A 25,214-nucleotide genomic window follows, 5' to 3' on the forward strand; every position below is an offset into this window, starting at 1 on the left:
GCGCCTATTTGGTGCCGAACATCCGGTCTCCGGCATCGCCCAGACCGGGCATGATGTAGCCTTTGGAATTCAGCTCGCGGTCCAGTGCGGCAGTCACAATCTTGACGTCGGGATGCGCCTCTTTCATGCGGGCCACGCCTTCGGGGGCGGCCAGCAGGCACAGGAACCGGATGTCGGTGGCACCGGCCTGTTTCAGAAGGTCGATCGCAGCGGCCGAGCTGTTGCCGGTGGCCAGCATCGGGTCAACCGCAATCACCAGCCGATCTTTAAGGCCTTCGGGGGCCTTGTAGTAGTACTGCACCGGCTGCAGCGTTTCTTCATCGCGATACAGGCCCACGAATCCGACCCGGGCGGAGGGCACCAGTTCCAGAACGCCGTCCAGCATCCCGTTGCCCGCACGCAGGATCGACACCAGCGCCAGTTTCTTGCCCGCCAGGATCGGCGCGTCCATCTCCTCCATCGGAGTCTCGATATGGCGCGTGGTCAGCGGCAGATCGCGGGTCACCTCATACGCCAGCAGCAGCGTGATCTCGCGCAGCAGTTGCCGGAACGAGGCGGTCGAGGTGCCCTTGTCCCGCATGAGCGTCAGTTTGTGCTGAACCAGCGGGTGGTCGACGACGGTCAGATGTTCGCTCATGTGTTCTCCAGTCTTTTCCTGACCCTTGCGCGGGTCTCTTCATCGCAGAATGCGGCGTTCAGGGCGGTGTCGTTCAGCGCGGCGAAATCCTCGGCGTCCCAGCCGAAGGCCTGGGCCAGCATCTCATATTCGCGGCGCATGGTGGTATGAAAAAACGGCGGGTCATCGGTGGAAACCGTGACCTTCACACCCGCCTCGCGCAGCCGCGCGATCGGGTGGGCCGCAAAATCCGGGTACAGTCCCAGCACCACGTTCGAGCCCGGACAGACCTCGAGCGTGATGCCCCGGTCGGCCAGTTCATGTACCAGATCGAGGTCTTCGATGGCTCGCACGCCGTGGCCCACACGTTCGACCCCCAGCGCGCGCACCGCATCGCGCACGCTTTCGGGGCCGCCGAATTCGCCGGCATGGGTGGTCAGGCGCAATCCGGCCTCGCGCGCGCAATCGAAGGCCCATTTGAAATCGGCCTGCTGGCCTATGGCCTCGTTCCCGCCCATGCCGAACCCGGCGATCCAGTCACCCGCGGTTTCGGCGGCGCACAGCGCGCTGCTCTTGGCCTTGTCGGGCCCGAAATGGCGCACGCAGGTCACCACACCGCGCAGCGTGATGTCGAACCTGCGCTCGGCCTCGTCGGCGGCGTCCTGAATGGCGGCCAGATAGTCGCGCCAGGCATGCAGATCGCCCCCGCCGCAGAAATCTGGGCTGAGGAAGGTTTCGGAATAGACCACCCCGTTCGCTGCGCTTTCTTCCAGAATCGCCAGCGTCAGGCGGCGGAAATCCTCGGGCGTTTTCAAGACCGCGCAAGCGGCCTCGTAGACGCTGAGGAAATGCGCGAAATCGCGGAAGTCATAGCTGCCGTCGGGCTTGAAGATGCCGCTCAGGTCAACCTTCTTTTCATGCGCCAGTTGGCGAATGAAGGCGGGCGGGGCCGCGCCTTCGTGATGCAGGTGCAGTTCGATCTTGGGCAGGTCTGCGACGGTCATAGAAAGGTCCCTCCCGGCCCTTGCGCCGGAATGTTCAGATGATGGGCGATGCTGGCGGCCACGTCGGCGAACTTGACCTGCCCGATCCGCCCGGCCCCCAGGCCGGCGATCAGCACCGGCACCTGCTCGCGAGTGTGGTCGGTGCCGACCCAGCTGGGGTCGTTGCCGTGATCGGCGGTCAGCAGAAACAGGTCGCCCGGGCGCAGCCGGGGCAGGATACGGCCGATCTGGGCGTCAAACCACTCCAGCGCGCGCGCATAGCCCGAGATGTCGCGCCGGTGGCCGTACTGGCTGTCAAACTCGACGAAATTTGCGAAAGTCAGGCTGCCGTCCTCGGCGCTGTCCACAAGGCGCGAGAGGTGACCCATCAGATCGGCGTCCGAGCCCTTGTCCAGCGTATCGATCCCCTGCATCGAGAAGATGTCGCCGATCTTGCCCACACCATGCACCTTGCGCCCGGCATCCTGCGCCCAGTTGGTCAGCACCGGCGCGGGCGGCGTGATGGCGAAATCCTTGCGGTTGGTGGTGCGGACGAACCCCTGTTCGGGCGAACCCACGAAGGGGCGCGCGATCACCCGTCCGACCTTCATCTCGTGCAGCATGGGGGCCAGTGTCCGGCACATTTGGTACAGGCGCTCCAGCCCGAACGTCTCCTCGTGCGCGGCAATCTGGAACACGCTGTCGGCCGAGGTATAGCAGATCGGCCAACCGGTGCGCATATGTTCGGCGCCCAGTTCGGCAATGATCGTGGTGCCCGAGGCATGGCAATTGCCCAAAATGCCCTCGGTGCCGGCGGCTTGTGCAGCGGCGCGGGTCACATCATCAGGGAACGCGGGAACCGTGTCGGGGAAATAGTGCCAGTCCCACGGCACCGGCAGCCCGGCCAGTTCCCAATGACCCGAAGGTGTGTCCTTGCCCGGCGAATGCTCGCGCGCGCAGCCCCAAAGGCCGGTCGGGTCGGCCTCCAACCCTGGCACATCCGCGCCCGAGGCCAGTCGCACCGCCGCCCCCAGCCCCAGCGCATCAAGGTTGGGCAGGTGCAGCGGCCCGGACCGGCCATCCTCGGCCCGCCCTTCGGCGCAGGCCTGCGCGATATGGGCCACCGTGTTGGCGCCCGTGTCCGGCACGTCGCCGTTGAAGAACCGGTCGGCATCCGGCGCGCCGCCGATGCCCACTGAATCCATCACCACAAGGAACGCGCGACTCATGCGAGGATCCTTTCCTGTACAAGGTCCGGCACCGGAACGGGCGTCGGGCCGATGGTGATCGCGGCGCGCACGGCTTGCGCGGCCCGCTGTGCGGCATCCTCGCGCGCGGCATGGACCACGGCCATTGGCGTTCCGGCCGAGACCTTGTCGCCCAGCCGCACCAGCCCCGACAGACCCACCGCCGGATCGATCACGTCGCTTTCCACCTGTCGGCCACCGCCCAGCGCCACGACCGCAAGGCCCAGCGCCTCGCCGTCCATCGCGGAGACATAGCCTTCATCCTGCGCCGTCACCTCAAGGATCACGCTGGCCTCGGGGAGATAGCGCGCCCAGTCCTCGACCAGACCCAACGGCCCGCCGACCGCAGCCATCATCCGGCCGAACCGCTCGGCCGCGCGGCCATCGCGGATCACCTCGGCGATCATGTCCTGCCCGGCCTGCGCATCGCCGACCATACCTGCGTCAGACAGCAAAACGCCGCCCAGCTCGGCCGAAATCTCGGCCAGGGGCGAGGGCTGCCCACCGGTCAGTACCTTCATCACCTCGGCGATTTCCAGGGCGTTGCCCAAGGCGGGCGCCAGCGGCTGATTCATGTCGGTGATCAGGGCCGAGGTCCGGCACCCGGCCGTATTGGCCGTTTCGGTCAGGGCCTGCGCCAGCTTGCGCGCCTCGTCCAGCGTTTTCATGAAGGCCCCACTGCCCACCTTGACGTCCAGCACCAGCGCATCCGGGCTGGCCGCCAGTTTCTTGGACAGGATCGAGGCCGTGATCAGGTCGAGGCTTTCGACCGTGGCGGTCACGTCGCGGATGGCATAGAGCCGTTTGTCCGCCGGAGCGATCTGTGCCGTCGCGCCAACGATAGCGGCGCCGGTCTCGGCCAGGATCTGGGCCAGCCGGTCCTGGCTGATCTGGGTCGACACGCCCGGGATCGCCTCGAGCTTGTCGAGCGTCCCGCCGGTATGGCCCAGGCCGCGCCCCGAGATCATCGGCACATAGGCCCCGCATTCCGCCAGCGCCGGGGCCAGCACAAGGCTGACGCAATCCCCCACCCCGCCGGTCGAATGCTTGTCGATCACCGGGCCGTCCAGATCCCAGGTCAGAACCTCACCGCTGTCGCGCATGGCCAGCGTCAGCGCCGCGCGGCCCTCGGGACCAAGCCCGCCCATGCAGACGGCCATGGCAAAGGCTCCGGCCTGGGCGTCGCTGACGCTTCCATCGGCCAGGCCCTGGGCGAACCATGCCAGCTCGCCGGCATCCGGCACCTCGCGGCGGCGCAGTTTCGCGATGATCGAACGGGCGTCCATGGGCGCGGCCCTTACATGAACGAGGCGTCGAAGGCGCCGGGCAGCAGCTCGCCGATGGTCGTGCGGGTCTCAATCCCGTCCACCGTCGCCATGGTGACCACCACGTCCTTGTCCCCGAACTCGGCCAGTTTCTGCCGGCACCCGCCGCAGGGCGGCACCGGTTGCGGGCTGGAGGCCACCACATAGACCTCGGCCAGCTTGTTTTCTCCGGCGGCGACCATCGCGGCGATCGCCCCGGCCTCGGCGCATGTGCCTTCGGGATAGGCCACGTTTTCCACGTTGCAGCCCGCGAACACTTCGCCCGACGGGGTGCGGACCGCGGCGCCCACCTTGAAATTCGAATAGGGCGCATAGGCGTTTTCACGCACCTTGAGGGCTGCTTCTTTCAACGACATGGCGATTCCCCGATTTTTGATCATCTGGTCAGAATGCCATACCCTACTGGAAATCCGCGGGGGAATTGAAGCCCCCTCGGTACGGGAATCGCAGCGCGCCCGCGCGTCAGCCCAGATCGGTCTTGAAATACCCCGGCAGCGTGACCTCGAGCAGTTCGACATCGTCGCTGGGGTCGGCCAGCCGCGTGCGCATTCCGGGCGGGATGACAAAGGCATCACCCTGCTCCAGACGAAACGGATCACGTCCTTCACCTTCCAGGGTGACGGCCCCGTTCATCACGAAGGTAAAGTGGATATCGGCATCATGGCTGGCCCAGACCGGGTCGCCCTGCCCCCGGCGCACCACCTGAACGCCCGCCACGCCCTTGGTGTTTTCAGCAATCGTCGTGTCGCGGCATTGATAGCCCGGCAGGCGGAACGGCTGCCACGCTGCCCCTTCGGCCCGGTTGTAGACGAACCGCTGGCTCTGCCATTCCCGCTCGGGGCGGTAATGCGGCGTGGGCAGCTGCATTTCGTGGTCGATCTCGGTGACATGCTCGGCCGGAACGCCGATTTCGATCACCTGAACGTTGTCCGACGCTTCGAGCACGCGGTGCCGGATCTCGGGTGGCTGGATGAAACAGTCGCCAGCGGTCAGGCGCATCTTGTCGCCCTGATCCTCATAGACCACATCCACCCAGCCGTGGATGCAGAAGATCAGCTGGAACCCGACCTTGTGAAAATGCACCATGTCCGGGACCGGACCGCCGTCGGGAATGCGGATATGGCTGGCGATGATCGACCCGCCCAGTCGGTCCGGCACCAGGTCACGATAGTGCATGCCCGCGCGCCCGATGATCCAGGGCGCCTGATCCTTGAGCCTGCGGACGACGAAGGAATGAACCGTCTCGGGCATCACCAGGGGCGGGTTGCGCTCTTCGATCTCGATGCGGGTGCCGTTGGGGGCGACCAGGCTGCGCTGACCGCCGGCAAACCCGTCCGGATCATCAGTGAGGATGCGCAAGGTGCCCGGCGCCTCGGGCGCGTCCTTTTCCACCCGCAGGCGCAGGCCGTGCCCGGAAAACACCGCGACCCGAGGGTCATCCGCCGGATAGATCATGTCCATCCGCATGCCCAGAACCTTGGTGTAGAACGGAATGTCGTCGCGCAACTCTTGGGTCGGAATGCGGAATTCGGCTATGGTGTCGGTCATGCTGGTCTCCTCTGCGCGAGACTGTGAGGGGCCGCTGGGGGATTTGCAAGTCGGGGTCGGATCCGCCTTCATGCGATTTCGAGGTTTCCCCTGCGTCAGAAATAGTTTAGCACTAAACTAAATTCCAAACGGGAAGTTTTGACATGTCCGACACACCCAGCCTGCGCCAGGCCGCACTTGATTACCACGCGCATCCGAAGCCTGGGAAACTGGAGATCAAGGCGACCAAACCCATGGCCAACGGGCGCGACCTTGCGCGCGCCTATTCGCCCGGCGTGGCCGAGGCGAGCCTTGAGATCAAGGCCGACCCGGCGACCGCCGAGATGTATACCGCGCGCGGAAATCTGGTGGCCGTGGTTTCGAATGGCACCGCGGTGCTGGGGCTGGGCAATATCGGCGCGCTGGCCTCCAAGCCGGTGATGGAGGGCAAGGCCGTCCTGTTCAAGAAATTCGCCGGCATCGACTGTTTCGACATCGAGGTGAACGAACCCGATCCCGAGAAGCTGGCCGATATCGTCTGCGCGCTGGAACCCACCTTCGGCGCGATCAACCTCGAGGACATCAAGGCACCCGATTGCTTTGTCGTCGAGAAACTGTGCCGCGAGCGGATGAACATCCCGGTGTTCCACGACGACCAGCACGGCACCGCCATCGTGGTGGGGGCCGCTGCACGCAACGCGCTGCACGTGGCCGGCAAACGGATCGAGGACATCAAGGTCGTGTCCACCGGCGGCGGTGCGGCGGGGATCGCCTGCCTGAACATGCTGGTCAAGCTGGGCGTCAAGCGCGAGAACATCTGGCTGTGCGACATTCACGGGCTGGTCTATGAGGGTCGCGTCGAAGACATGAACCCGCACAAGGACCAATTCGCCCAGAAAACCGACCTGCGCACGCTGGATCAGGTGATCGACGGGGCCGACCTGTTTCTGGGCCTCAGCGGGCCGAACGTGCTCAAGCCCGAGATGGTCGCGCGCATGGCCGAACAGCCGATCATCTTCGCCCTTGCGAACCCGACCCCGGAGATCCTGCCCGACGCCGCGCGCGAAGTCGCCCCCGATGCCATCATCGCCACCGGGCGCAGCGACTTCCCGAACCAGGTGAACAACGTCCTTTGTTTCCCGTTCATCTTCCGCGGTGCGCTGGACGTGGGTGCGACCGAGATCAACGATGCCATGCAGATCGCCTGCGTTGAAGGCATCGCCGAAATGGCCCGCGCCACCACTAGCGCCGAGGCCGCAGCCGCCTACAAGGGCGAACAGCTGACCTTCGGCCCAGACTACCTGATCCCCAAGCCGTTCGATCCGCGACTGGTGGGTGTGGTATCCTCGGCCGTGGCCCGGGCCGCGATGGAAAGCGGCGTGGCCAGACGCCCGATCGAGGACATCGAAGCTTACAAGGAAAAGCTGAACCAGACGGTCTTCAAGTCCGCCCTGCTGATGCGCCCCGTCTTCGAGGCCGCCGCCGCTGCCTCGCGCCGCATCGTCTTTGCCGAAGGCGAAGACGAACGCGTGCTGCGCGCCGCTCAGGCGATTCTTGAGGAAACCACCGAAACCCCGATCCTGATCGGCCGTCCCGAGGTGATCGAGGCGCGCTGCGAACGTCTGGGCCTGTCGGTCCGCCCCGGGCAGGACTTCCAGATCGTGAACCCGGAAAACGACCCTCGTTATTATGACTATTGGAATTCGTACCACCAAATCATGCAGCGCCGGGGGGTAACGCCCGATCTGGCCAAGGCGATCATGCGGACCAATTCCACCGCGATCGGCGCAATCATGGTTCACAGGGGTGAAGCCGACAGCATGATCTGCGGCACCTTCGGCGAGTATCGTTGGCACCTGAACTATGTTGAGCAGGTGCTGAATGACGGCGACCTGCGCCCCCATGGTGCATTGTCCCTCATGATCCTTGAAGACGGCCCGCTGTTCATCGCCGACACTCATGTCCGGCAATTGCCCAGCCCGGAAGAACTGGCTGAGATCACCGTGGGCGCCGCTCGCCATGTCCGGCGTTTCGGGCTGGCGCCAAAGATCGCGTTCTGCTCGCAATCGCAATTCGGCAATCAGGCCGAGGGCTCGGGCAAGCGCCTGCGCGAAGCCATCGCGATATTGGACAGCAAGCCCCGCGACTTCATCTATGAAGGCGAAATGAACCTGGACGTGGCCCTGGACCCCGAACTGCGCGAGCGGATATTTCCCAATTCCCGCCTGGAGGGGGCCGCCAACGTTCTGATCTTTGCCCATGCGGACGCGGCCAGCGGCGTGCGCAACATTCTGAAGATGAAGGCAGACGGCATCGAGGTCGGCCCCATCCTGATGGGCATGGGCAACAAGGCACATATCGTGACACCCTCGATCACGGCGCGCGGGCTGTTGAACATGGCGGCAATTGCCGGAACGCCCGTCGCGCATTACGGTTGACCACGGCGGCCCGACCGGTCTGGCCGCCCTGCCGAGGGAGGTCATCATGAAAGGTCACTGCCACTGCGGCGCCGTGCGATGGGCCAGCGATGCCGAGATCGCCTGGAGCTGTTACTGCCACTGCGCGGATTGCAGGCGCAACTGCGCCGCCCCGGTTACCGCGTTCATCGGGCTGCCCCACGGTTCGGTGACGTGGTCGGGGGATGCGCCGCGCGTGTACAACTCGTCTAGGGATGTCGAACGCCTGTTCTGCGGGACCTGCGGCACGCCGATGGCATACCGCAATGCCCGCGACCGGGTGAATATTCACCTCTACACCGCCACGCTGGACAACCCCGAGGATGCCGCGCCCCGGTTTCACGTATTTCACGCCGAGCATCTGCATTGGCTTAACATCCAAGACAGTCTGCCCCGATATGCGGGAACGGCGACCTGATCCGAATCTGACAAAGCCACTTTTGCACCGGACGCTTCGCAAATTTGCAAGTTCTGCGAAAATTTCCCGCCCAGGCGCGAAAACAAGGTTCATTTGCAAAACTTTGCAAGACAAACGGGGCAGTTCTGCAAATATTTCGCGATAAACTGACGCGCCGTCACGCGCGCCGCTTGCTCGGTCAGCCGTCCGCGCCTAACACAATGCGAGCAATTTTTGGGAGGAGGACCCATGGCATACCAGGACGTTTACGAGAGCTGGCAAAAAGACCCAGAGGCTTTCTGGATGGACGCAGCCAAGGGGATCGACTGGTTCCAACCGCCAAGCAAGGCCCTGTTTGACGACATCGCCCCTCTTTATGAATGGTTCTGTGATGCCAAGGTGAACACCTGCTGGAATGCCGTGGACCGCCACGTTGAAAACGGCCGGGGCGAGCAAACCGCCATCATCTATGACAGCCCGATCACCCACACCAAGCGCGAAATCTCCTACATGGAGCTGCGCAATCGCGTGGCGACTCTGGCCGGCGCGCTGCGCGCCAAGGGGATCGAAAAGGGCGACCGCGTCATCATCTACATGCCGATGATCCCCGAGGCGCTCGAGGCTATGCTGGCCTGCGCGCGGCTGGGTGCGGTGCATTCGGTGGTCTTTGGCGGGTTTGCCAGCAACGAACTGGCGGTGCGGATCGACGACGCCAAACCCAAAGCGATCATCGCGGCGTCCTGCGGGTTGGAGCCCGGTCGCGTGGTGCATTACAAGCCGCTGCTGGACGGCGCCATCGACATGGCCGAACACAAGCCCGATTTCTGCGTGATCTTCCAGCGCGAACAGGAAGTGGCCAAGCTGGTCGAGGGGCGCGACTACAACTGGCACGGCTTCCAGTACGGCGTTGAGCCGGCCGAATGTGTCCCGGTCGAAGGCAACGATCCGGCCTATATCCTCTACACCTCGGGCACCACGGGCGCGCCCAAGGGCGTCGTACGGCCCACGGCGGGGCACCTTGTGGCTCTGAACTGGACGATGAAGAACATCTACAACGTCGATCCCGGCGACGTGTTCTGGGCGGCCTCGGATGTGGGCTGGGTCGTGGGGCATTCCTACATCTGCTATGGTCCGCTGATCCACGGCAACACCACCATCGTGTTCGAGGGCAAACCCGTCGGCACCCCCGACGCGGGCACCTTCTGGCGGGTGATATCCGAGCACAAGGTCAAAAGCTTTTTCACCGCCCCAACGGCGATCCGCGCGGTCAAGCGCGAGGACCCCAAGGGCGAAATGCTGGCGAAATACGACCTGTCCTGCCTCAAGGCCCTGTTCCTAGCCGGTGAACGCGCCGACCCGGACACGATCACTTGGGCACAGGACGCGCTGAAGGTTCCGGTCGTCGACCACTGGTGGCAGACCGAAACCGGCTGGACCATCGCTGGAAACCCGCTGGGGATCGAGGAACTGCCGATCAAGCTGGGCTCGCCCGCCAAGCCGATGCCCGGCTATGACGTGCAGATCCTGGACGAAGGCGGCCACCCGATGAAACCGGGCGAGTTGGGCGCGATCGCGGTCAAGCTGCCCCTGCCTCCGGGCACGCTGCCGACCCTGTGGAATGCCGAGGAGCGGTTCAAGAAATCCTATCTCGAGCATTTCCCGGGCTATTATGAAACCGGCGATGCAGGCATGATCGACGAGGACGGGTATCTGTATATCATGGCCCGCACCGATGACGTGATTAACGTGGCCGGCCACCGCCTGTCCACCGGCGCGATGGAGGAGGTTCTGGCAGCCCATCCCGATGTGGCCGAATGCGCAGTCATCGGTGTATCGGACCAGTTGAAGGGTCAGGCCCCGGTTGGCTTCCTGTGCCTGAACGCGGGTTGCAATCGTGACCATGCCGAGATCGCGAAGGAGGTCGTGCAGATGGTGCGCGACAAAATCGGGCCAGTTGCGGCATTCAAACTGGCCGTCGTAGTGGATCGTCTGCCAAAGACACGGTCTGGCAAGATCCTGCGTGGAACGATGGTGTCGATCGCCGATGGCAAGGAATACAAAATGCCAGCCACGATCGACGATCCGGCCATTCTGGACGAGATCACCGAAGCCCTGAAATCAATCGGTTACGCCCAGTAACCGGGCATCGGGCGGCCCCGGGCCGCCCGCCCTGCTCTGCGGGGTTGCAACCATTGGCAGACCGCCTACTGTGCCCTTGACGGAGGGCACATGGCAAATGACGACATCTGGCGCCTGAGCGCCGCAGAACTCGCAAAACTGACCCGTTCCGGGGACCTGAGCGCGACCGAAGCCGTCCAAAGCGCGATCGACCGGATGCACGCGCTGAACCCGGCGCTAAATGCCGTCGTCGAAGACCTCAGCACCGAGGCGCAGGAGCGTGCCCGGGCGCTGGACGCCGCGCAGGCGCGCGGCGAACCGACCGGCCCCCTGCACGGCGTTCCCGTCACGATCAAAGTCAATGTCGACCAGAAGGGCCATGCCACGACCAATGGCGTGGCCGCTCTGAAAGATGTGATTGCCCCCGACGATGCGCCCGTCGTGTCGAACCTGTTGAAGGCCGGAGCGGTGGTGATTGGCCGGACCAACACGCCCGAGTTCTCATTCCGCGCCGACACCGACAACCCGCTGTATGGGCGCACGCACAACCCGTGGGGACAGCATATTTCTCCTGGGGGCTCCTCAGGCGGGGCCGGTGTGGCGGTGATGACCGGCATGGGCGCCCTGGCGCATGGCAACGATATCGGCGGCAGCCTGCGGTTCCCGGCGGCTGCCAACGGCGCGGTCACCGTGAAGCCGGGCCTGGGGCGCGTTCCCGCATGGAACCCCAGCCAAACCGCCGAACGTGGACTGCTTGCGCAATCCATGTCGGTGCAAGGCCTGATCACCCGCAGCGCGGCTGACCTGCACCTGGCCATGCCCAGCCTGATCGCGCCGGATCCGCGCGATCCGTTTCATGTCCCGCTGCCATGGCGCACGGCCGAATCTGACCAGCAGCCGCGGGTGGCTTTCACCAAGAACACTTTCGGCTACGATCTCCACCCCGAGGTCGACAAGGCGCTGGACACGGCCCGTGATGCACTGGTTGATGCCGGGTACACCGTTGACGAGATCGATCCTCCGAACGTTTTTGAATGTGGACGGCTGGGTTATCGCGCCTTGATGGGCGAAGTGCTGACCCTGATGAAGGCCGATGTCGAGGCGGCCGGGTCCGAGACCATCCAGCGCATCTTTGCCACCTACTTCAAGGAATTCCCACCGATCACAGGCCCGGACCTGATCCGAGCACTGGCCCAGCGCAGCCACTATGCGCGGGAATGGTCCCTGTTCTTGGAGGACTACCCGCTGGTGCTGTCGCCTTTCCTGCCGCAGCCCTTTTTCAGACCCGACCGTGATACGGAAGGCTCGGAAGGCGTGCACGAAGTGCTGGGCTGTGCAGTCTATTCCTATGCCATGAACTTTCTGGGCCTGCCCGCCGCCTGCGTTCCGGCGCGTTTGGCCGAATTACCGAGCGGGCGCCAGCCAATCAACGTTCAGGTCGCGGCGCAGCGCTGGCGCGAGGACTTGGCGGTGGACGCCGCCATCGCGATTGAAGCCCGGGTTGATCGTATGGCTGATCACCTGTGGGCCGATCTGGCAAGCACGGGCTGAAACACCAACCGCTTTCAACTGCCCAAAATAATTGACCCCGGGACTGAGAGCCCGGGGTCCACGTGCTAAAATATGCCCGGATTGTGATGACGAGCGTAGCACCACCCACCCTCGCCAGCGCGAAAACTGCGCAATCATCCGAAAACACCATTTGGTGGCCACTCACTCCCACCGCGGCGTGTTCTCCGGGCAAGATCAGCATAGCTGAGAGGTGGTCAGCTTCCTGTGAACTGCTTCACATAAGTCCGAGAATCTCGGGAATTTATGTAAATTGTTCAATCGTTAGACGCTCTTCCAGGCCATGCCCGGGGTCAAACAGGATCCTGTGACGGATCTTGGGTTCCGACCGAATCTCGACCCAATCGATATCCGGAAAGGATATGGAATCAGCGTCCGCCATCACCGGACGCTTGTCGGCCTCAAGCACGTCAAAGCGCACATGCGCCGTACTGGGCAGCAACGCACCGCGCCACCGCCGAGGACGAAAGGCCGCAATGGCCGTCAGCGCCAGAACATCCGACCCAATGGGCAGAATCGGGCCATGTGCCGAATAGTTGTAGGCGGTCGACCCGGCGGGCGTGGACAACAGCGCGCCATCACAGACCAGTTCGGCCAACCGCACGCGGCCATTCACGCTGATCTTCAGGCGCGCGGCTTGCGGACCGGCGCGCAGCAACGAAACCTCGTTAATCGCAAGGGCTTCGTGCACCTGTCCCGATTGGTCCATGGCCTTCATCGTCAAGGGGTTGATGACTTCTTCTTCGGCGGCTCTCAGACGCTCCATCAGATCGGCTTCGTGGAACTCGTTCATCAGAAACCCGATAGTCCCGCGATTCATGCCGTAGACCGGCACATCCAGATGCTGCGTGTTGTGCAGCGTCCGCAACATGAACCCGTCGCCGCCCAGCGCCACGATGACATCCGCATCTCGGGGGGCCGCATTGCCATAGCGTGCCACCAGTTTGTTGCGGGCCGACTGCGCGACATCCACGTCGCTGGCGAGAAAAGCGATTCTCTTGGTCATGTTTTCCGGTTTCCGGTGCTGCGCATTTGGTTCCGAAACAAACATACCTTTCCCCATTAGGCCAGACGTGACGCCGCAGCTGGCCATTTCGTCGCTTTAAAGTCTTTTTCATCCGTACAGTTTCCTATAGGAAATCCGCCAAACCAACCTCAGCCATGCGGAGCGCCCATGAACGCCAATCTTCGTGATACCGGTTTCTTCACCCAGTCCCTCGCGGATCGCGACCCTGAACTTTTTGGGGCAATCACGTCCGAACTGGGACGTCAGCGCGACGAGATCGAGCTGATCGCTTCGGAAAACATCGTCAGCGCAGCCGTCATGGAGGCGCAGGGCTCGGTCATGACCAACAAGTACGCCGAAGGTTATCCCGGGCGGCGTTACTATGGCGGCTGCCAGTTCGTCGACATCGCCGAGAACTTGGCCATCGACCGCGCCAAGCAACTTTTCGGTTGCGAATTCGCCAACGTGCAGCCGAATTCGGGATCACAAGCCAACCAGGGCGTGTTCCAGGCGCTGATCCAGCCGGGCGACACCATTCTGGGCATGAGCCTGGATGCCGGCGGTCACCTGACCCATGGCGCCAAGCCCAACCAGTCGGGCAAGTGGTTCAATGCGGTTCAGTACGGCGTGCGCAAGCAGGACAACATGCTGGACTACGATCAGGTCGAGGCGCTGGCCAAAGAACACCAGCCCAAGCTGATCATCGCCGGCGGCTCTGCCATTCCGCGCCAGATCGACTTTGCCCGTATGCGCGAGATCGCCGACATGGTAGGCGCCTATCTGCACGTGGACATGGCGCATTTTGCCGGTCTGGTCGCCGCGGGCGAACATCCCAGCCCCTTCCCGCACGCGCATGTGGCCACGACCACCACGCATAAAACCTTGCGCGGCCCGCGTGGCGGCATGATCCTGACCAATGACGAGACGATCGCCAAAAAAGTGAATTCGGCCATCTTCCCGGGCATCCAGGGCGGCCCACTGATGCATGTGATCGCGGCAAAGGCCGTGGCATTTGGCGAGGCGCTGCAGCCTTCGTTCAAAGATTACATCAAACAGGTCGTCGTCAACGCTCAGGCGTTGTCGGATCAGCTGATCAAGGGCGGCCTGGACACCGTAACCCACGGCACCGACACCCATGTTGTTCTGGTCGACCTGCGCCCAAAAGGCGTCATGGGCAACGCGACCGAAAAGGCGCTGGGCCGTGCGCACATCACCTGCAACAAAAACGGCGTGCCGTTCGATCCCGAAAAGCCGACCGTGACCAGCGGCATCCGTCTGGGCTCGCCCGCCGGCACGACCCGAGGCTTTGGAGAGCCCGAGTTCCGCCAGATTGCGGATTGGATCATCGAGGTGGTCGATGGGCTGGCCGCCAATGGTGAAGACAACAACGGTGAGGTCGAAGCGCGGGTCAAAGCGCAGGTCGCGGATCTGTGCGCCAAGTTCCCGATCTACCCGAACCTCTGACGACACAAGGTCAGAAACAACAGAATGGCGCCTTTTTCGGGCGCCATTTTTCCTTGCCGGCAGATGCCCTGATCAGATCAGACCGCGCCACCAAAGCACGACAAGGAACAGTGCGGCCAAGGCCAGAATGTTGAAGGCCAGCCCCCCGAGCATGCCCAGGAACCAACCCCAGCGGCGATCCGCCAGATTAATGGCGCGCAGATGCGACTGAACATCCTTCGCCGCCTTTTCCAGGGTCGGCGAGTCCAGGGTCAGCCGGAGCTTGGGGTGCTCGACCAACGGCTCGGCACGGGCGAGTTCCATAGCCTGTTTGTAGACCTTGCGCGGCAAGCGACGCTTGGCACGGCGCACCGACTCGGCCAGGGTCTTGCCCTTTGCGCCCAGTTTTTTGCGCAACAGGATTATCGTCTGCGCGATCTGGGTCTGAATTTCTGTTTCCTGAGCCATGCGCCCCTCCTGATGGGGCAATCTAACGGTCTGCGCAGGCGGTCACAATGGGGCTGGTTGTCCGGGGCGCCGGAGGCTATCAGAAAGACATGCTGAACACGATCACACATGGCGAACCGACGTCCCGCACACCGCTGCTGATTGCCCATGGGCTATACGGATCGGCCCGAAACTGGGGGGTGATCGCGCGTCGGCTGTCAGACGAACGTCAGGTGGTGGCGGTCGACATGCGCAATCACGCCCACAGCTTCTGGGACGACCGGCACGATTATCCGGCATTGGCGGATGATTTGGCTGAGGTCATCGAAAGCATGGGCGGCGTGGCAGACGTGATCGGGCATTCGATGGGCGGCAAGTCGGCAATGACATTGGCGCTCGAGCATGGCGAAATGGTCAACAGGCTGGTCGTGGCGGACATCGCTCCGGTTCGGTACAGCCACACGCAAATGCCATATATCGAGGCCATGCGCGCCGTGGACATGACACAGGTCGCGCGCCGCTCGGATGTGGAACAGCAACTGGCCGATCTTGGAGTCGAGAAGGCGTTGCAGAGCTTCTTCACTCAGTCGCTCGACGTTCCCGGCAAACGCTGGCGGCTGAACCTGGACGTATTGGCCAAAGAGATGCCGAATATCATGGGTTTTCCGGACTTTACCTCACACTGGGACGGCCCGGCACTGTTTCTCGCCGGTGCGGAGTCGGACTATGTTCAGGCAAGTCACCGCGAAGTCATCAAATCTTTGTTCCCGAACGCCCGTTTCGCCAAGATTCCGGGCGCAGGCCATTGGCTGCACGCCGAAAAACCGCGTGAGTTCGAAGCTGCTGTCCGGACATTTCTGAACGCCGCCTAAGCTCTCTATTGGTACAGGCGCTTGGCGACCAGCCAGGATGCGGGCAAAGCCGTGACCGCTCCGGCGGCTGCGGCACCCACGATGGCCAGGGTCGAAACCATCCCGGCGGTCAGCACGGCGATAACGGCCGACCCCGCGAGGGCGGTCGCGATCAGGGAATACAGTAGCGCTGCAAGTCTCATCATTGCCAGTCGTCCTTGTTGATGGCGTCTGACGCGCAGATTGCCGAAGCGGAATACAATCGGCTTTGATGCAGATCAGGCTGGGTCCCTACATCCCGGAATCAACCGGGCCGACATAGTCGCCCCCGCCGTTTACCCAGTCCGAGAACCCACCCAGGTTGTAGACATGCTGATACCCCATGTCCTTGAGCAACTTGCCCGCAAGAGCCGCCCGTCCGCCCGATGCGCAATGCAGAATGATCGGGCGATCCTTCCGCAGCTCGGGGTCATGCGACTGCAGCGCAGGATCGGCACGAAACTCGAGCATACCGCGTGAGATATGGTGAGATCCGACGGCGCGACCGGTCTTTTCCAGTTCAGGCGCATCGCGAATGTCCAGCAGCAGCGCACCCTGCTGCAATAGCTCCCTGGCTTGCGCGGCGCTGATACGTTGAACAACGGAATTCGCGGCCTCAAGCATCTCTTGAACGGTCAATGGCATTCGTGCGGTCCCTCCCGGATTTTCACGAATGCTAGCACGGGGCCTTTTGTATTTGTAAGCGCTATGGTGGTCGCCTATTGCTCGCGAAAGGCCCGAGACATGCTGTCGACGATCGGCTTGGCGATATAGGCGGCAAAGGTGCGTTCCTCGGTCTGGATCATGATCTCGGCCGGCATGCCGGGGGTCGGAATGAAACCCCGTACCCGGTCCATCTCGTCAGGCTCCAACGACACCCGGGCCAGATAGACCTCTTGAGGTATTCCGCTGGCTTCTTCCAGAACCGCGTCCGCCGAGACGTAAAAGACTTCGCCCGTCAGAACCGGTGTCGTGCGCTGATTCAAAGCTACCAACCGCACGGTCGCGGTCTGGCCGGTCACAACGCTGTCGATATCGGTGCGCGGGATCTGGGCCTCGATGATCAGCGGGGCATCAGCTGGCAGGATTTCGGCAATCGGCTTGCCGGTCTCGATGACGCCGCCCGGCGTGTAATAGTGCAGTCGCACAACCGTGCCATCGACCGGGGCGCGAACCACCGCGCGGGCCAGAACACTGCTGGCCTGGCGCGATTTTTCCCGCACGCTTTCCAGATCCGCCTCGATTACACCCAGTTCGTCCAGCGCTGCTTCGCGATAGGCCGACCGGGTCCGGGCGATCTGCTCTTCGTATTTCAGCAGCATCTGGCTGGTTTCCGAAGCCTCGGCCGCCAGTCGGGCCAATTGCCCGTCCGCTTCGGCCTGGACTCGTCGGATGGTGTTCAACTCACCCTTTCGGACAAGCCCTTTTTCGAACAACGCGTTCTTGGTTTCGTATTCTTCCTGAAGGATCGCCTTGCGGCGCTCCATGCTTTCCAATTGCGCCTCGAAGCCGCTGGCCCTGATCTTCAGCGCCTCGATATTGCGTTCGAGAAGGGCAATGTCATTCAGCAACGTCTTGCGCGAAACTTCGAAACTGAGCCGCTGGTTGTCGAGAATGGTCATCACCTCAACGTCGTCGGACGCCTCGATCAGGGCAGGTGAAAACTCCAAAGTGTCCTTTTCGGCGTATTCGGCCAGCAAGCGTTCGACCATCGCCTGAAGGCGGATCTTGCGGATGAACAATTCGCGCTCATTTGCCTCGGCCGAGGTCTGGTCGAGTGTCATCAAGACCTGCCCCTCCTGCACGGTCTGGCCTTCGGTGACCAGGATCTGTTCGATGATCCCTCCTTCAAGATGCTGAACGATCTTGTTGCGCCCGGTAGCCACAAAGCTGCCCTGCGCAATCACTGCGGCCGCCAGCGGCGCCTGAAACGACCACAGGCCGAACCCGCCGAAACAGGCGACCAGCAGCACGGTGCCCACGACTATGAACTTGGTTATCGATCTCGGAACCTCGGCGTACCAAAGGGCGGGATCGTCTACTTGTACCAACTCGTTCATCTTTACCCCCGTCTACCCTTTCAACTCGGGCTGCTGGCGCGGCCCGTTCAGTTGCTGCAGCACCTGCTCACGCTGACCGAACAGGGCGACCCGCCCGTCCGTCAGCAGCATGATCTTGTCCACCACGTTCAAAAGCGTCGGTTTCTGTGTGATCACGACCACGGTAATCGTGTTTTCTCTCGCCTGCTCGATTGCCCGGGCCAGCGCCTTGTCGCCCGCGACATCCAGGTTCGAGTTCGGCTCGTCCAGGACCACCATCCGCGGATTGCCAAAGAACGCGCGGGCCAGCGCGATCCGCTGCTTCTGACCGCCGGACAGGGGCGAGCCATCGGCAGCGACCACGGTCTCATAACCCTGCGGCAAGGTGGCGATCATGTTGTGCACGTCGGCCAGAACTGCAGCATCATGAATTTGCTCATCGGTGGCATCCGCACGCATGCGGCCGATATTGTCCTTGATCGTGCCTGGAAACAGCTGAACGTCCTGCGGCAGGTACCCGATGCTTTCGCCGAACTGGCGCGGATCCCAGTTTCGGATATCCATCAGATCGAGCCGCACGCTGCCCGAGGTCGGCAGAATCGATCCTACAAGCGTTTTGCCCAGCGTGGTCTTGCCCGCGCCCGAGTTTCCGATGATCGCCAGCGTCTCGCCCGGGTTGAGCGAAAAACTGATGCCGTTGAGAACCACGCGTTTGGTACCCCCGGGTACAAACAAAAGGCGCTCAACATCCACTCGTCCCTCGGGGCGGGGCAAGCGCAGCTTCTCATACTGAAGCGCCGAGTTGGACAGCAATGCCTTGATGCGGCTGTAGGCACCGCGGGTCAGCAGGAACGTATTCCAGCCCTCGATTGACCCTTCGATTGGCGCAAAAGCCCGCCCGGCGATGATCGAGGCCGCGATCACCATACCGCCCGTGATTTCGCCTTGCAGGGCCAGATAGGCCCCCCATCCCAGAATGCCGACCTGCGTCAGCAGGCGCACGGTGCGCGAGATCGCCGCGAACACCACGTTTCTGTCCTGCGCCCGGACCTGCCAGGTCAGGGAGTTGGCGGTGTCGCGTCCCCAGATCCGAACCGCCTCGGGGATCATTGCAAGTGCGTTGATGATCTGGCTGTTCCGCGACATCGAATCCAGATGCTGGTTGGCCAGAGACTGGGCCATGTTGGCCTCGGCAAACGGTTTGGCCGTCATCCGCTGGTTGATCAGCGCGATAACCATCAGGATCACGGCCGTCACCACCACGATCATGCCCAACTCGGGGTGGACCAAGAAAATCATAAGGATGAACAACGGCGCAAACGGAACATCCAAAAAGGACAGAAGGGTGCTTGAAACGAGAAAGCCGCGGATCTGCTGCAGATCACCCAGCGTCTGATACTCGCGTCCCGTCCCGTGCAACGAGGCATGCGCCGCGGCACTGAGGGTCGGAGCGCCCAGTCGCGCCGCCACTTCGACTCCGGTGCGCATCAACATGAAGCGCCGCACCGCATCGAAAGCCGATTGAAAGATGATTGCCCCGGCCACGATCGCCGTCAGCATGATCAGCGTGTCCAGCGAGCGGCTGGTCAGCACCCGGTCACTGATCTGGAACAGATAGATCGGGATCGCCAGGATCAGCAGATTGGTCGCGCAAGTCAGAACCAGAACAAAGGCAAGGTTCCGCCATATCGCTCGCATCGAGGTCCGAAGGGTGCGTTGAAAGTCTTCGGGCGGCGTGCGCTTGTGAAAAGTTTGGGGTGGCCCTTTGCCGCCGCCATCGCCTGAACCAGTGCGCAGCAGCGGCTTGTTCGCTTCGGCCTCGATAGTGGTGCCCATGCGATCCGTCCCACCCGACCGGGACGAGGGGGTCATGCGCGCGGTCGGGCTTTCGACGGTTTGCGGTTCCGAGTCCTCGGCATTGGCCACCCCTTCGCCGTCACCCGCACGCCCTTCCACGGCGACGGTCTCCGGCGTTTCGCGCCGTCGGGGAGAAGCGGCGCTGAATGTTGTTTCCAGTGTGTTGTCGTCTGTTGTTTTCTGATCGGTTTCGTCCCGGGCTTCCGGTGCCGGAGCCGCAGCATTCCGAGCAACCTCATGCTCCTTCTGCGCTGTCGCCGGGTCCTCCTGCGCTGCCTTGTTCTGGCTCTGCTCGGTCACGGGCACGCGCATCTCCTTGGTCAGCCTTAGCCGTGCGGTCAGCCGTTCCGTTGCAAGTGACGAGCCAGACACCATGTCGCTGGGTCGCAAAGTCAGAGGCTGTCCGCTTCCCGACCGGTCCAGCGGGCTGGCATATCGGGTGCGGCGCGACGAAAAAACGATCGACATAAACAAACCTTCTGGTCACTCGTAAAAAAGGGAAAATCAGGTCAGGATGGATTGCATTCCTACATTGGCGTCCAAGTCTTCGGGCGTCAGGACAGGAGCGGTCGGGCCGCTGACTGCTTGCCCGGCGGTCATTGCCTCCTCCATCAGGATTGCGATGGCTTCATTGGCAAATTCCGGGCTGATCTCATTCTCGGGCAAGTCGATGAGACTGGCCTGGTGCAGCAAAAGCTCGGAATACGCGCCCTGCCCGGCCATGACCACGGAGTCCACGCCCAGCTTGTTGATGTTGGCCGCATTCAGCATCGCGTTGCTGCCGGCCACGACTTCGGTACTGGCACCGTGCGGACCGGACAGGAAAATGTCATCCTGATCGGCAAGCATCGTGACCTGCTCAAGAATATTCACCTGCAGCAGGTTTCCGTCGATCTTCAGAACACGCATCTGCTCCATACCCGCGAACATCGGATCGTTCAGCAATGCGTCCTCGAGCGCGGCCATGTTCATCTCATTCAGAGCCATGGCCTCGGCCATGTTCTCCTCAAGCGCCTCCTGCAGGTCCAGGCCGTTGGTCATCACCGAGGCCTGGTTCATCAGCAGGTTTTCGTTCGCACCTCCGGCAGGTCCGGCTAGGCCGCCTGACACCACGTCGTCATCCATCAGGACAAGCGTCTGGAACAACATGTCGACCGAGATCATGTCGCCGCCGATCATGATCAGGTCATAATAGCTGCCGAGTTGAACAATATCGGCCACGTTGACCATCTGGTTGCCACCCATCGCATACATGGTCGAAGATGCGGAAATCTCGGTCTGGATATGGTCGATATCGGTGGCGTTGATGACCTGCTTGAGGAAGTTGGCAACCACCAGATCGCCATGGATCCAATCGACGGTCAAAAAGGACGGCTGCCCGGCCGCACCAGCGACAGCCGAGGTTCCGGCAAGCCACGGCGCAGGATTCGCCTCGGTTTCAATCTGGGCGGATTGGACTACGTTGGTGCCCGCGCCGCTGCCGGTGTTTCCGACATCAACATCTGATACCAGCGCGACCTGGCTGATCATCGTCAGGCTGATCGCTTGTCCACCCACGGCGATGAAGGGGGCATCCACCCAACCGACGTTCAGTGCGACTTCGTTGATCGCAAGATTGCCGCCGGTGACAACGGTATGACCCTCGTGTGACTCCGGCCCCTCGGACTGGCTCCACTCGGCCGGATAGGACTGTGACACCAGATTTTCCTCAGCCTCCTCGGGCTGGTGGTAGGCCGGCAGAAGATCGCTCCAGACCGGAGCCTCCGACACGTGTTGACCGTTTACGATGATGCCTTCAGCGTCTTCACCTTGGAATTGGTGAACCGTGACACCTTGGACCGATCCGTTCATCGGTGTCGTTATCTGTTCGACCAGCGTATCCAGGTATTCTGGCGTCATGTAGTCCGGTATCGCCAGTGAAGGCACCGCCATCGCATGAAGCGACTGCGCCACGTCCAGCGCGGCCTCGGCCTGCGCTGTCAGCATCGCCGCATCGCGGAAGTCGCCCGCGCCGACGGTATCATTGTCGCGCAGGACCAATGTCTGGAATGTGTAAGTGACGGCAGACCCTATCAGGTCGCTGACGACCTGCGGCTGCAACATCAAGAATTGCGGCCCGACCGAGATAGGCAATTCGGACTGCGGAACGAATCCGCCCGGCGCCAACGGGTCACCGATCTGGATGCTCGACTCGAGCATCGGACCGGCGGGTGGCAGCGGCAACTGCGGGTCCGCGGGCGGTTCGGGGAAACGGTAGGGAAGCGGGTCGTAGTCCTTGGGCTTCAGATCCAGATCGGCCTTAACGACAATCCTGATCGGATCCTCCAGGCCTTCAACTTCGGCCAGCCGTCGGAGCGCCGTAAACTCCTCGTATTGCTGCCGCAGGATGGCCTGTTCCATCGTGAGCTGAAAAGTACCAATAAAATGCGCGATCGTTTCCGTAATGCTGTCAAGTGACATCTGGACTATCCCTGTCACCCTTTCCGGCAGAAAATTTCCGGGTCTGGGTTAAGTTGGACCGAGGCCATGAAACACGGCCCCGGTGTTTTCATCAAAGACCGGAGGCCGAAATCGCGGCCTCCGGGGTCAGGCATTATGCCTCGGTGTCGTCGCTCGCGTAGGTCGAGCTCATCGAACCGCCAACCATCGTGGTATCGACCGAGTTGCCAAGCACGTTGGCGCCCATGACGATCGTCTGGTTGAAGGCCGAGGTATCGACCACTGCTGCTGCCGACGCGTAGGATTCACCGGTGACGATACCGTCGCCACCATTGTTGGAACCCCAGGTGCCGCCATTGCCGCCGGCTCCGCCGTCACCTGAATAGGCGCCGGCCGCGCTGCCACCGGTGACTGCGCCACCCGTGGTATCGCCGGACATGGCGCTACCCATGGCGTAGCCGCTGGTACCACCATTGGCCGCAGACGCACCGCCTGCACCACCGGCTCCCGAGCTGGCCGCGCCAGTCGCGCTACCGGATCCGGTCGAGGTGGCATCGTTGTCGGTGTACGACGCGCCGCCGTATCCCGCGATGGCTTCGGCCAGACTGTCGGCGGAACCGTTTGTGTCAGCGTCAGCAAAGACTTCTGCCGCACCACCGGTACCGGCCGTGTTGACCGCATCCGCAGAACCCGCACCGTTACCGGACGAGGTGGACGTTGGCGTCGTGGTCCCACCGGCTCCGCCAGCGCCTTCTGCACTGGACGAACCCGAACCGGTTCCGTTTGCCGCGCCATTGGCCGCGTTCGAACCGCCGGCTCCGCCGGTTCCGGTCGACGTCTGCGGGTTGCTGGCTGCACCGTTCACGTCACCAGGCGACTGGCTGATATTCGGACCGCTTGCGGCCAGATCGCCGACGCCCTGTGCGCCAGAGTTGGCTGCCGAGCTGCCGCCCGTGCCGGCTCCGCCGGACCCTGGGCCACCGGTTCCGGCACCGCCGGTTCCTGCGCCGCCGGTTCCAGCACCACCGGTGCCCGCTCCGCCGGCACCCGGGTTGTTGCCCGTGGTTCCGCCGCCACCGGTCGCAGCGTCGGTATCAGCCGCATTCAAGGCCGGACCACCATCCGCGATTTCCTGGTTCAGCGCTGCAATGGCTGCTTCGACCATGGCCGAGAATCCGCCGGATCCCTCGCCACCAGAGCCTTCGCCACCAGCACCTTCACCACCCGAGCCCGAGCCGCCGGAACCCGTGCCACCGGAACCAGACCCGCCGGTGCCATTGGCGCCACTTTGCGCGCCGCTGCCAGCCATGCCCGCACCCGTGTTGCTTCCGGCCGTCGCTTCATTCGCTTCGGTCGTACCGGTGCTATTGTTCGATGCAGAACCCGAGTTCGATGACTCGCCGTTGCCGCCATTGGCGCCGTTCGCACCCGACTCGTTTCCGGCCAGGCCAAGGCCCGCGCCGATCGAACCGGTCGCGTTTTCACCACCGTTGGCATTGCCTTCCGAGTTGGCGCCGGACAGTCCCAGACCAAGGCCAAGACCGATCGAGCCGGCATTACCGCCTTCACCGCCAGTTCCCTGGCCGTTGGCATTCGAACTGCCGGTGTTGTTGGCGCTGGAGGTACTGTTGGCGTTGCCGCCATTGCCAGCCGTGCTTTCGCCACTGGCTTCGGCGCCCGACAGACCAAGACCCAAGCTCGTGTTGTTGGCGCCGCCCGAGGCCGCGCCGTTACCGCCTTGCGAAGCCGCGCCGGCATTGCCGGTGTGACCGCCCAGCGCGAATGCGTGGCTGCCATTGGTCTCGCCGCTTGCGGCACCGCCGTAGCTGGTTCCGCCGGAACCCGAGTTACCGCCGCCGGAGGATGAACCGATACCTTCTTCGGCATAGGCCGAACCGCCCGTCGCGCTGCCGTTCTGATAGAACGAGCCGTCATTCGACAGGCTGGGCGAATCCAGCGTGTCATCGTCACTCAGGCTGGCCAACTGGTTGTTGATCGACGACATGTCATTGCCGTCGCCATTCATCGAGATGGACAGGTTCAGATCATCGCCGGGATCATAATTTACGTCGTTTCCGGCCGTGATGACATCACCGATAGATGCCGAGTCACCGATATCCAGATCGACCTGGTCATCGTCGCGCGGGATCCACTCACCTTCACCGAAATCGATGTTGATCGAGTTTGCGATACTGTTGCTGTCATCGCCGCCATTCACGTTCGATTGCTGCTGACCTTGCTGTTGGCCCTGCTGCTGTGCCTGGCCCTGATCCTGACCCTGGGCCTGTTCGTTTGCGACCTCGGTCGCCTGAGCCTGAGCCTGGTTCTGTTCGTCTTCGTTGTTAACGGCGTTTTGAACTTCCTGACCCTGCTGCTGTTGCTGCGCGGTCAGTTCGGCCTCGATATTTGCTTCTTCGACGGGAATTTCCACCGAGATCGGAGCTTCGAGATTTTCAACATTAACTTCGTCAACGGTCGTGACATTGGTATTGTTCACATTGCGTCGCATAACAATCTTCCATTTTTGAAGCGCCAGACCGCCATTCATCTACAAAGCGATATTCGGCGCGGTTGAAAAAACTATTGAGCATCCATTCGCGAAACTGCGCATGTCTGCGGCCTTGTCTTTCGAATGATGTGTTGTCACCCCCCTTTCTCGGCCAAGCCGATTCCGTGACTGCTCAAAATCACGCGAAAATACGCGGGCCGCAGACACGCCAGGTACAAGTACACTTCGCAAATTGAAGCACGACACAGGGTACAGATGCAGTTCCGTCTGCCTAGCTGGCAGAAAGTATTAACATCACTAAAACGCTGATTTGCTTAATGTATTACTTGAACACGCGTTTCAGGGT

General features: G+C 62.5%; 20 protein-coding genes. 6 read left to right on the forward strand and 14 right to left on the reverse strand.

From position 1 onward, the window contains the following. Positions 1 to 4: 4 nt before the first annotated feature. The 6 genes from upp to ACR0JC_RS05825 form a co-directional block, all read right to left on the reverse strand. Positions 5 to 637: a uracil phosphoribosyltransferase gene (upp, locus tag ACR0JC_RS05800; protein WP_170338123.1), complete on the reverse strand. Its 633-nt coding sequence runs from the start codon at positions 635 to 637 to the stop codon at positions 5 to 7. After that, complete coding sequence (locus ACR0JC_RS05805; protein ID WP_170338121.1) at positions 634 to 1,620, reverse strand: adenosine deaminase; 987 nt, start codon at positions 1,618 to 1,620, stop codon at positions 634 to 636. Before ACR0JC_RS05805 ends, upp begins: the two co-directional genes overlap by 4 nt. Continuing rightward, the gene (locus tag ACR0JC_RS05810; RefSeq protein WP_170338119.1) at positions 1,617 to 2,828 is read right to left on the reverse strand and encodes a phosphopentomutase; all 1,212 of its coding nucleotides are present in this window, start codon (positions 2,826 to 2,828) and stop codon (positions 1,617 to 1,619) included. The genes ACR0JC_RS05805 and ACR0JC_RS05810 overlap by 4 nt, the downstream gene beginning before the upstream one ends. Further along, complete coding sequence (locus ACR0JC_RS05815) at positions 2,825 to 4,132, reverse strand: thymidine phosphorylase (protein ID WP_170338117.1); 1,308 nt, start codon at positions 4,130 to 4,132, stop codon at positions 2,825 to 2,827. Before ACR0JC_RS05815 ends, ACR0JC_RS05810 begins: the two co-directional genes overlap by 4 nt. An 11-nt stretch (positions 4,133 to 4,143) precedes the next feature. Beyond that, a complete protein-coding gene (locus tag ACR0JC_RS05820) occupies positions 4,144 to 4,527 on the reverse strand; it encodes a cytidine deaminase (RefSeq protein ID WP_170338105.1) in 384 nt (127 codons plus the stop codon). Between the two features lie 106 nt (positions 4,528 to 4,633). Then, a complete protein-coding gene (locus ACR0JC_RS05825) occupies positions 4,634 to 5,719 on the reverse strand; it encodes a cupin domain-containing protein (protein WP_170338103.1) in 1,086 nt (361 codons plus the stop codon). Between the two features lie 143 nt (positions 5,720 to 5,862). Here ACR0JC_RS05825 and ACR0JC_RS05830 point away from each other — a divergent pair, with 143 nt between their 5' ends. The 4 genes from ACR0JC_RS05830 to ACR0JC_RS05845 all read left to right on the forward strand — a co-directional run bounded on the left by ACR0JC_RS05830 (position 5,863) and on the right by ACR0JC_RS05845 (position 12,220). Then, a complete protein-coding gene (locus tag ACR0JC_RS05830) occupies positions 5,863 to 8,136 on the forward strand; it encodes an NADP-dependent malic enzyme (protein WP_170338101.1) in 2,274 nt (757 codons plus the stop codon). Between the two features lie 46 nt (positions 8,137 to 8,182). After that, positions 8,183 to 8,572 (forward strand): GFA family protein, encoded by a 390-nt coding sequence (locus ACR0JC_RS05835; RefSeq protein WP_170338099.1) that lies wholly within the window; start codon positions 8,183 to 8,185, stop codon positions 8,570 to 8,572. Between the two features lie 228 nt (positions 8,573 to 8,800). Next, positions 8,801 to 10,690 carry a propionate-CoA ligase PrpE gene (gene prpE / locus ACR0JC_RS05840; RefSeq protein WP_170338096.1) on the forward strand — a complete coding sequence of 630 codons (1,890 nt, stop codon included), beginning with the start codon at positions 8,801 to 8,803 and terminating at the stop codon, positions 10,688 to 10,690. 90 nt (positions 10,691 to 10,780) lie between these two features. Continuing rightward, positions 10,781 to 12,220, forward strand: a complete 1,440-nt coding sequence (locus ACR0JC_RS05845; protein ID WP_170338094.1) for an amidase family protein — start codon at positions 10,781 to 10,783, stop codon at positions 12,218 to 12,220. Between the two features lie 262 nt (positions 12,221 to 12,482). Here the strand turns inward: ACR0JC_RS05845 and ACR0JC_RS05850 are convergent, their stop codons facing one another. Further along, on the reverse strand, positions 12,483 to 13,244 hold the full coding sequence (locus ACR0JC_RS05850; RefSeq protein WP_170337641.1) for an NAD kinase: 762 nt from the start codon (positions 13,242 to 13,244) through the stop codon (positions 12,483 to 12,485). A 168-nt stretch (positions 13,245 to 13,412) separates the two neighbouring features. Between ACR0JC_RS05850 and glyA the strand changes: the two genes are divergently transcribed. Next, positions 13,413 to 14,708: a serine hydroxymethyltransferase gene (gene glyA, locus ACR0JC_RS05855; protein WP_170338092.1), complete on the forward strand. Its 1,296-nt coding sequence runs from the start codon at positions 13,413 to 13,415 to the stop codon at positions 14,706 to 14,708. A 72-nt stretch (positions 14,709 to 14,780) separates the two neighbouring features. Here the strand turns inward: glyA and ACR0JC_RS05860 are convergent, their stop codons facing one another. Then, entirely contained in the window at positions 14,781 to 15,155 is a 375-nt protein-coding gene (locus ACR0JC_RS05860) for a hypothetical protein (RefSeq protein WP_170337639.1), read from the reverse strand. Positions 15,156 to 15,202: 47 nt separating this feature from the next. On the opposite strand from ACR0JC_RS05860, the gene ACR0JC_RS05865 reads away from it, so the two are divergent. Continuing rightward, positions 15,203 to 16,006 (forward strand): alpha/beta fold hydrolase, encoded by an 804-nt coding sequence (locus ACR0JC_RS05865; RefSeq protein ID WP_254430694.1) that lies wholly within the window; start codon positions 15,203 to 15,205, stop codon positions 16,004 to 16,006. Between the two features lie 5 nt (positions 16,007 to 16,011). On the opposite strand, the gene ACR0JC_RS05870 is transcribed toward ACR0JC_RS05865, so the two are convergent. From ACR0JC_RS05870 to ACR0JC_RS05895, 6 genes are all read right to left on the reverse strand, one after another. Continuing rightward, a complete protein-coding gene (locus ACR0JC_RS05870) occupies positions 16,012 to 16,191 on the reverse strand; it encodes a hypothetical protein (protein WP_170338090.1) in 180 nt (59 codons plus the stop codon). A gap of 85 nt (positions 16,192 to 16,276) precedes the next feature. Beyond that, the gene (locus ACR0JC_RS05875; protein WP_093962649.1) at positions 16,277 to 16,669 is read right to left on the reverse strand and encodes a rhodanese-like domain-containing protein; all 393 of its coding nucleotides are present in this window, start codon (positions 16,667 to 16,669) and stop codon (positions 16,277 to 16,279) included. A 74-nt stretch (positions 16,670 to 16,743) separates the two neighbouring features. Then, positions 16,744 to 18,084, reverse strand: coding sequence for an HlyD family type I secretion periplasmic adaptor subunit (locus tag ACR0JC_RS05880; RefSeq protein WP_170338088.1), 1,341 nt, complete (start codon positions 18,082 to 18,084; stop codon positions 16,744 to 16,746). Positions 18,085 to 18,096: 12 nt separating this feature from the next. After that, complete coding sequence (locus tag ACR0JC_RS05885) at positions 18,097 to 20,388, reverse strand: type I secretion system permease/ATPase (protein WP_170338087.1); 2,292 nt, start codon at positions 20,386 to 20,388, stop codon at positions 18,097 to 18,099. A gap of 36 nt (positions 20,389 to 20,424) precedes the next feature. Then, complete coding sequence (locus tag ACR0JC_RS05890) at positions 20,425 to 22,380, reverse strand: type I secretion protein (RefSeq protein WP_170338084.1); 1,956 nt, start codon at positions 22,378 to 22,380, stop codon at positions 20,425 to 20,427. A gap of 133 nt (positions 22,381 to 22,513) precedes the next feature. Further along, positions 22,514 to 24,868, reverse strand: coding sequence for a hypothetical protein (locus ACR0JC_RS05895; RefSeq protein WP_170338082.1), 2,355 nt, complete (start codon positions 24,866 to 24,868; stop codon positions 22,514 to 22,516). Positions 24,869 to 25,214: the final 346 nt, after the last annotated feature.

The organism is Ruegeria sp. CH5 (assembly GCF_056537025.1).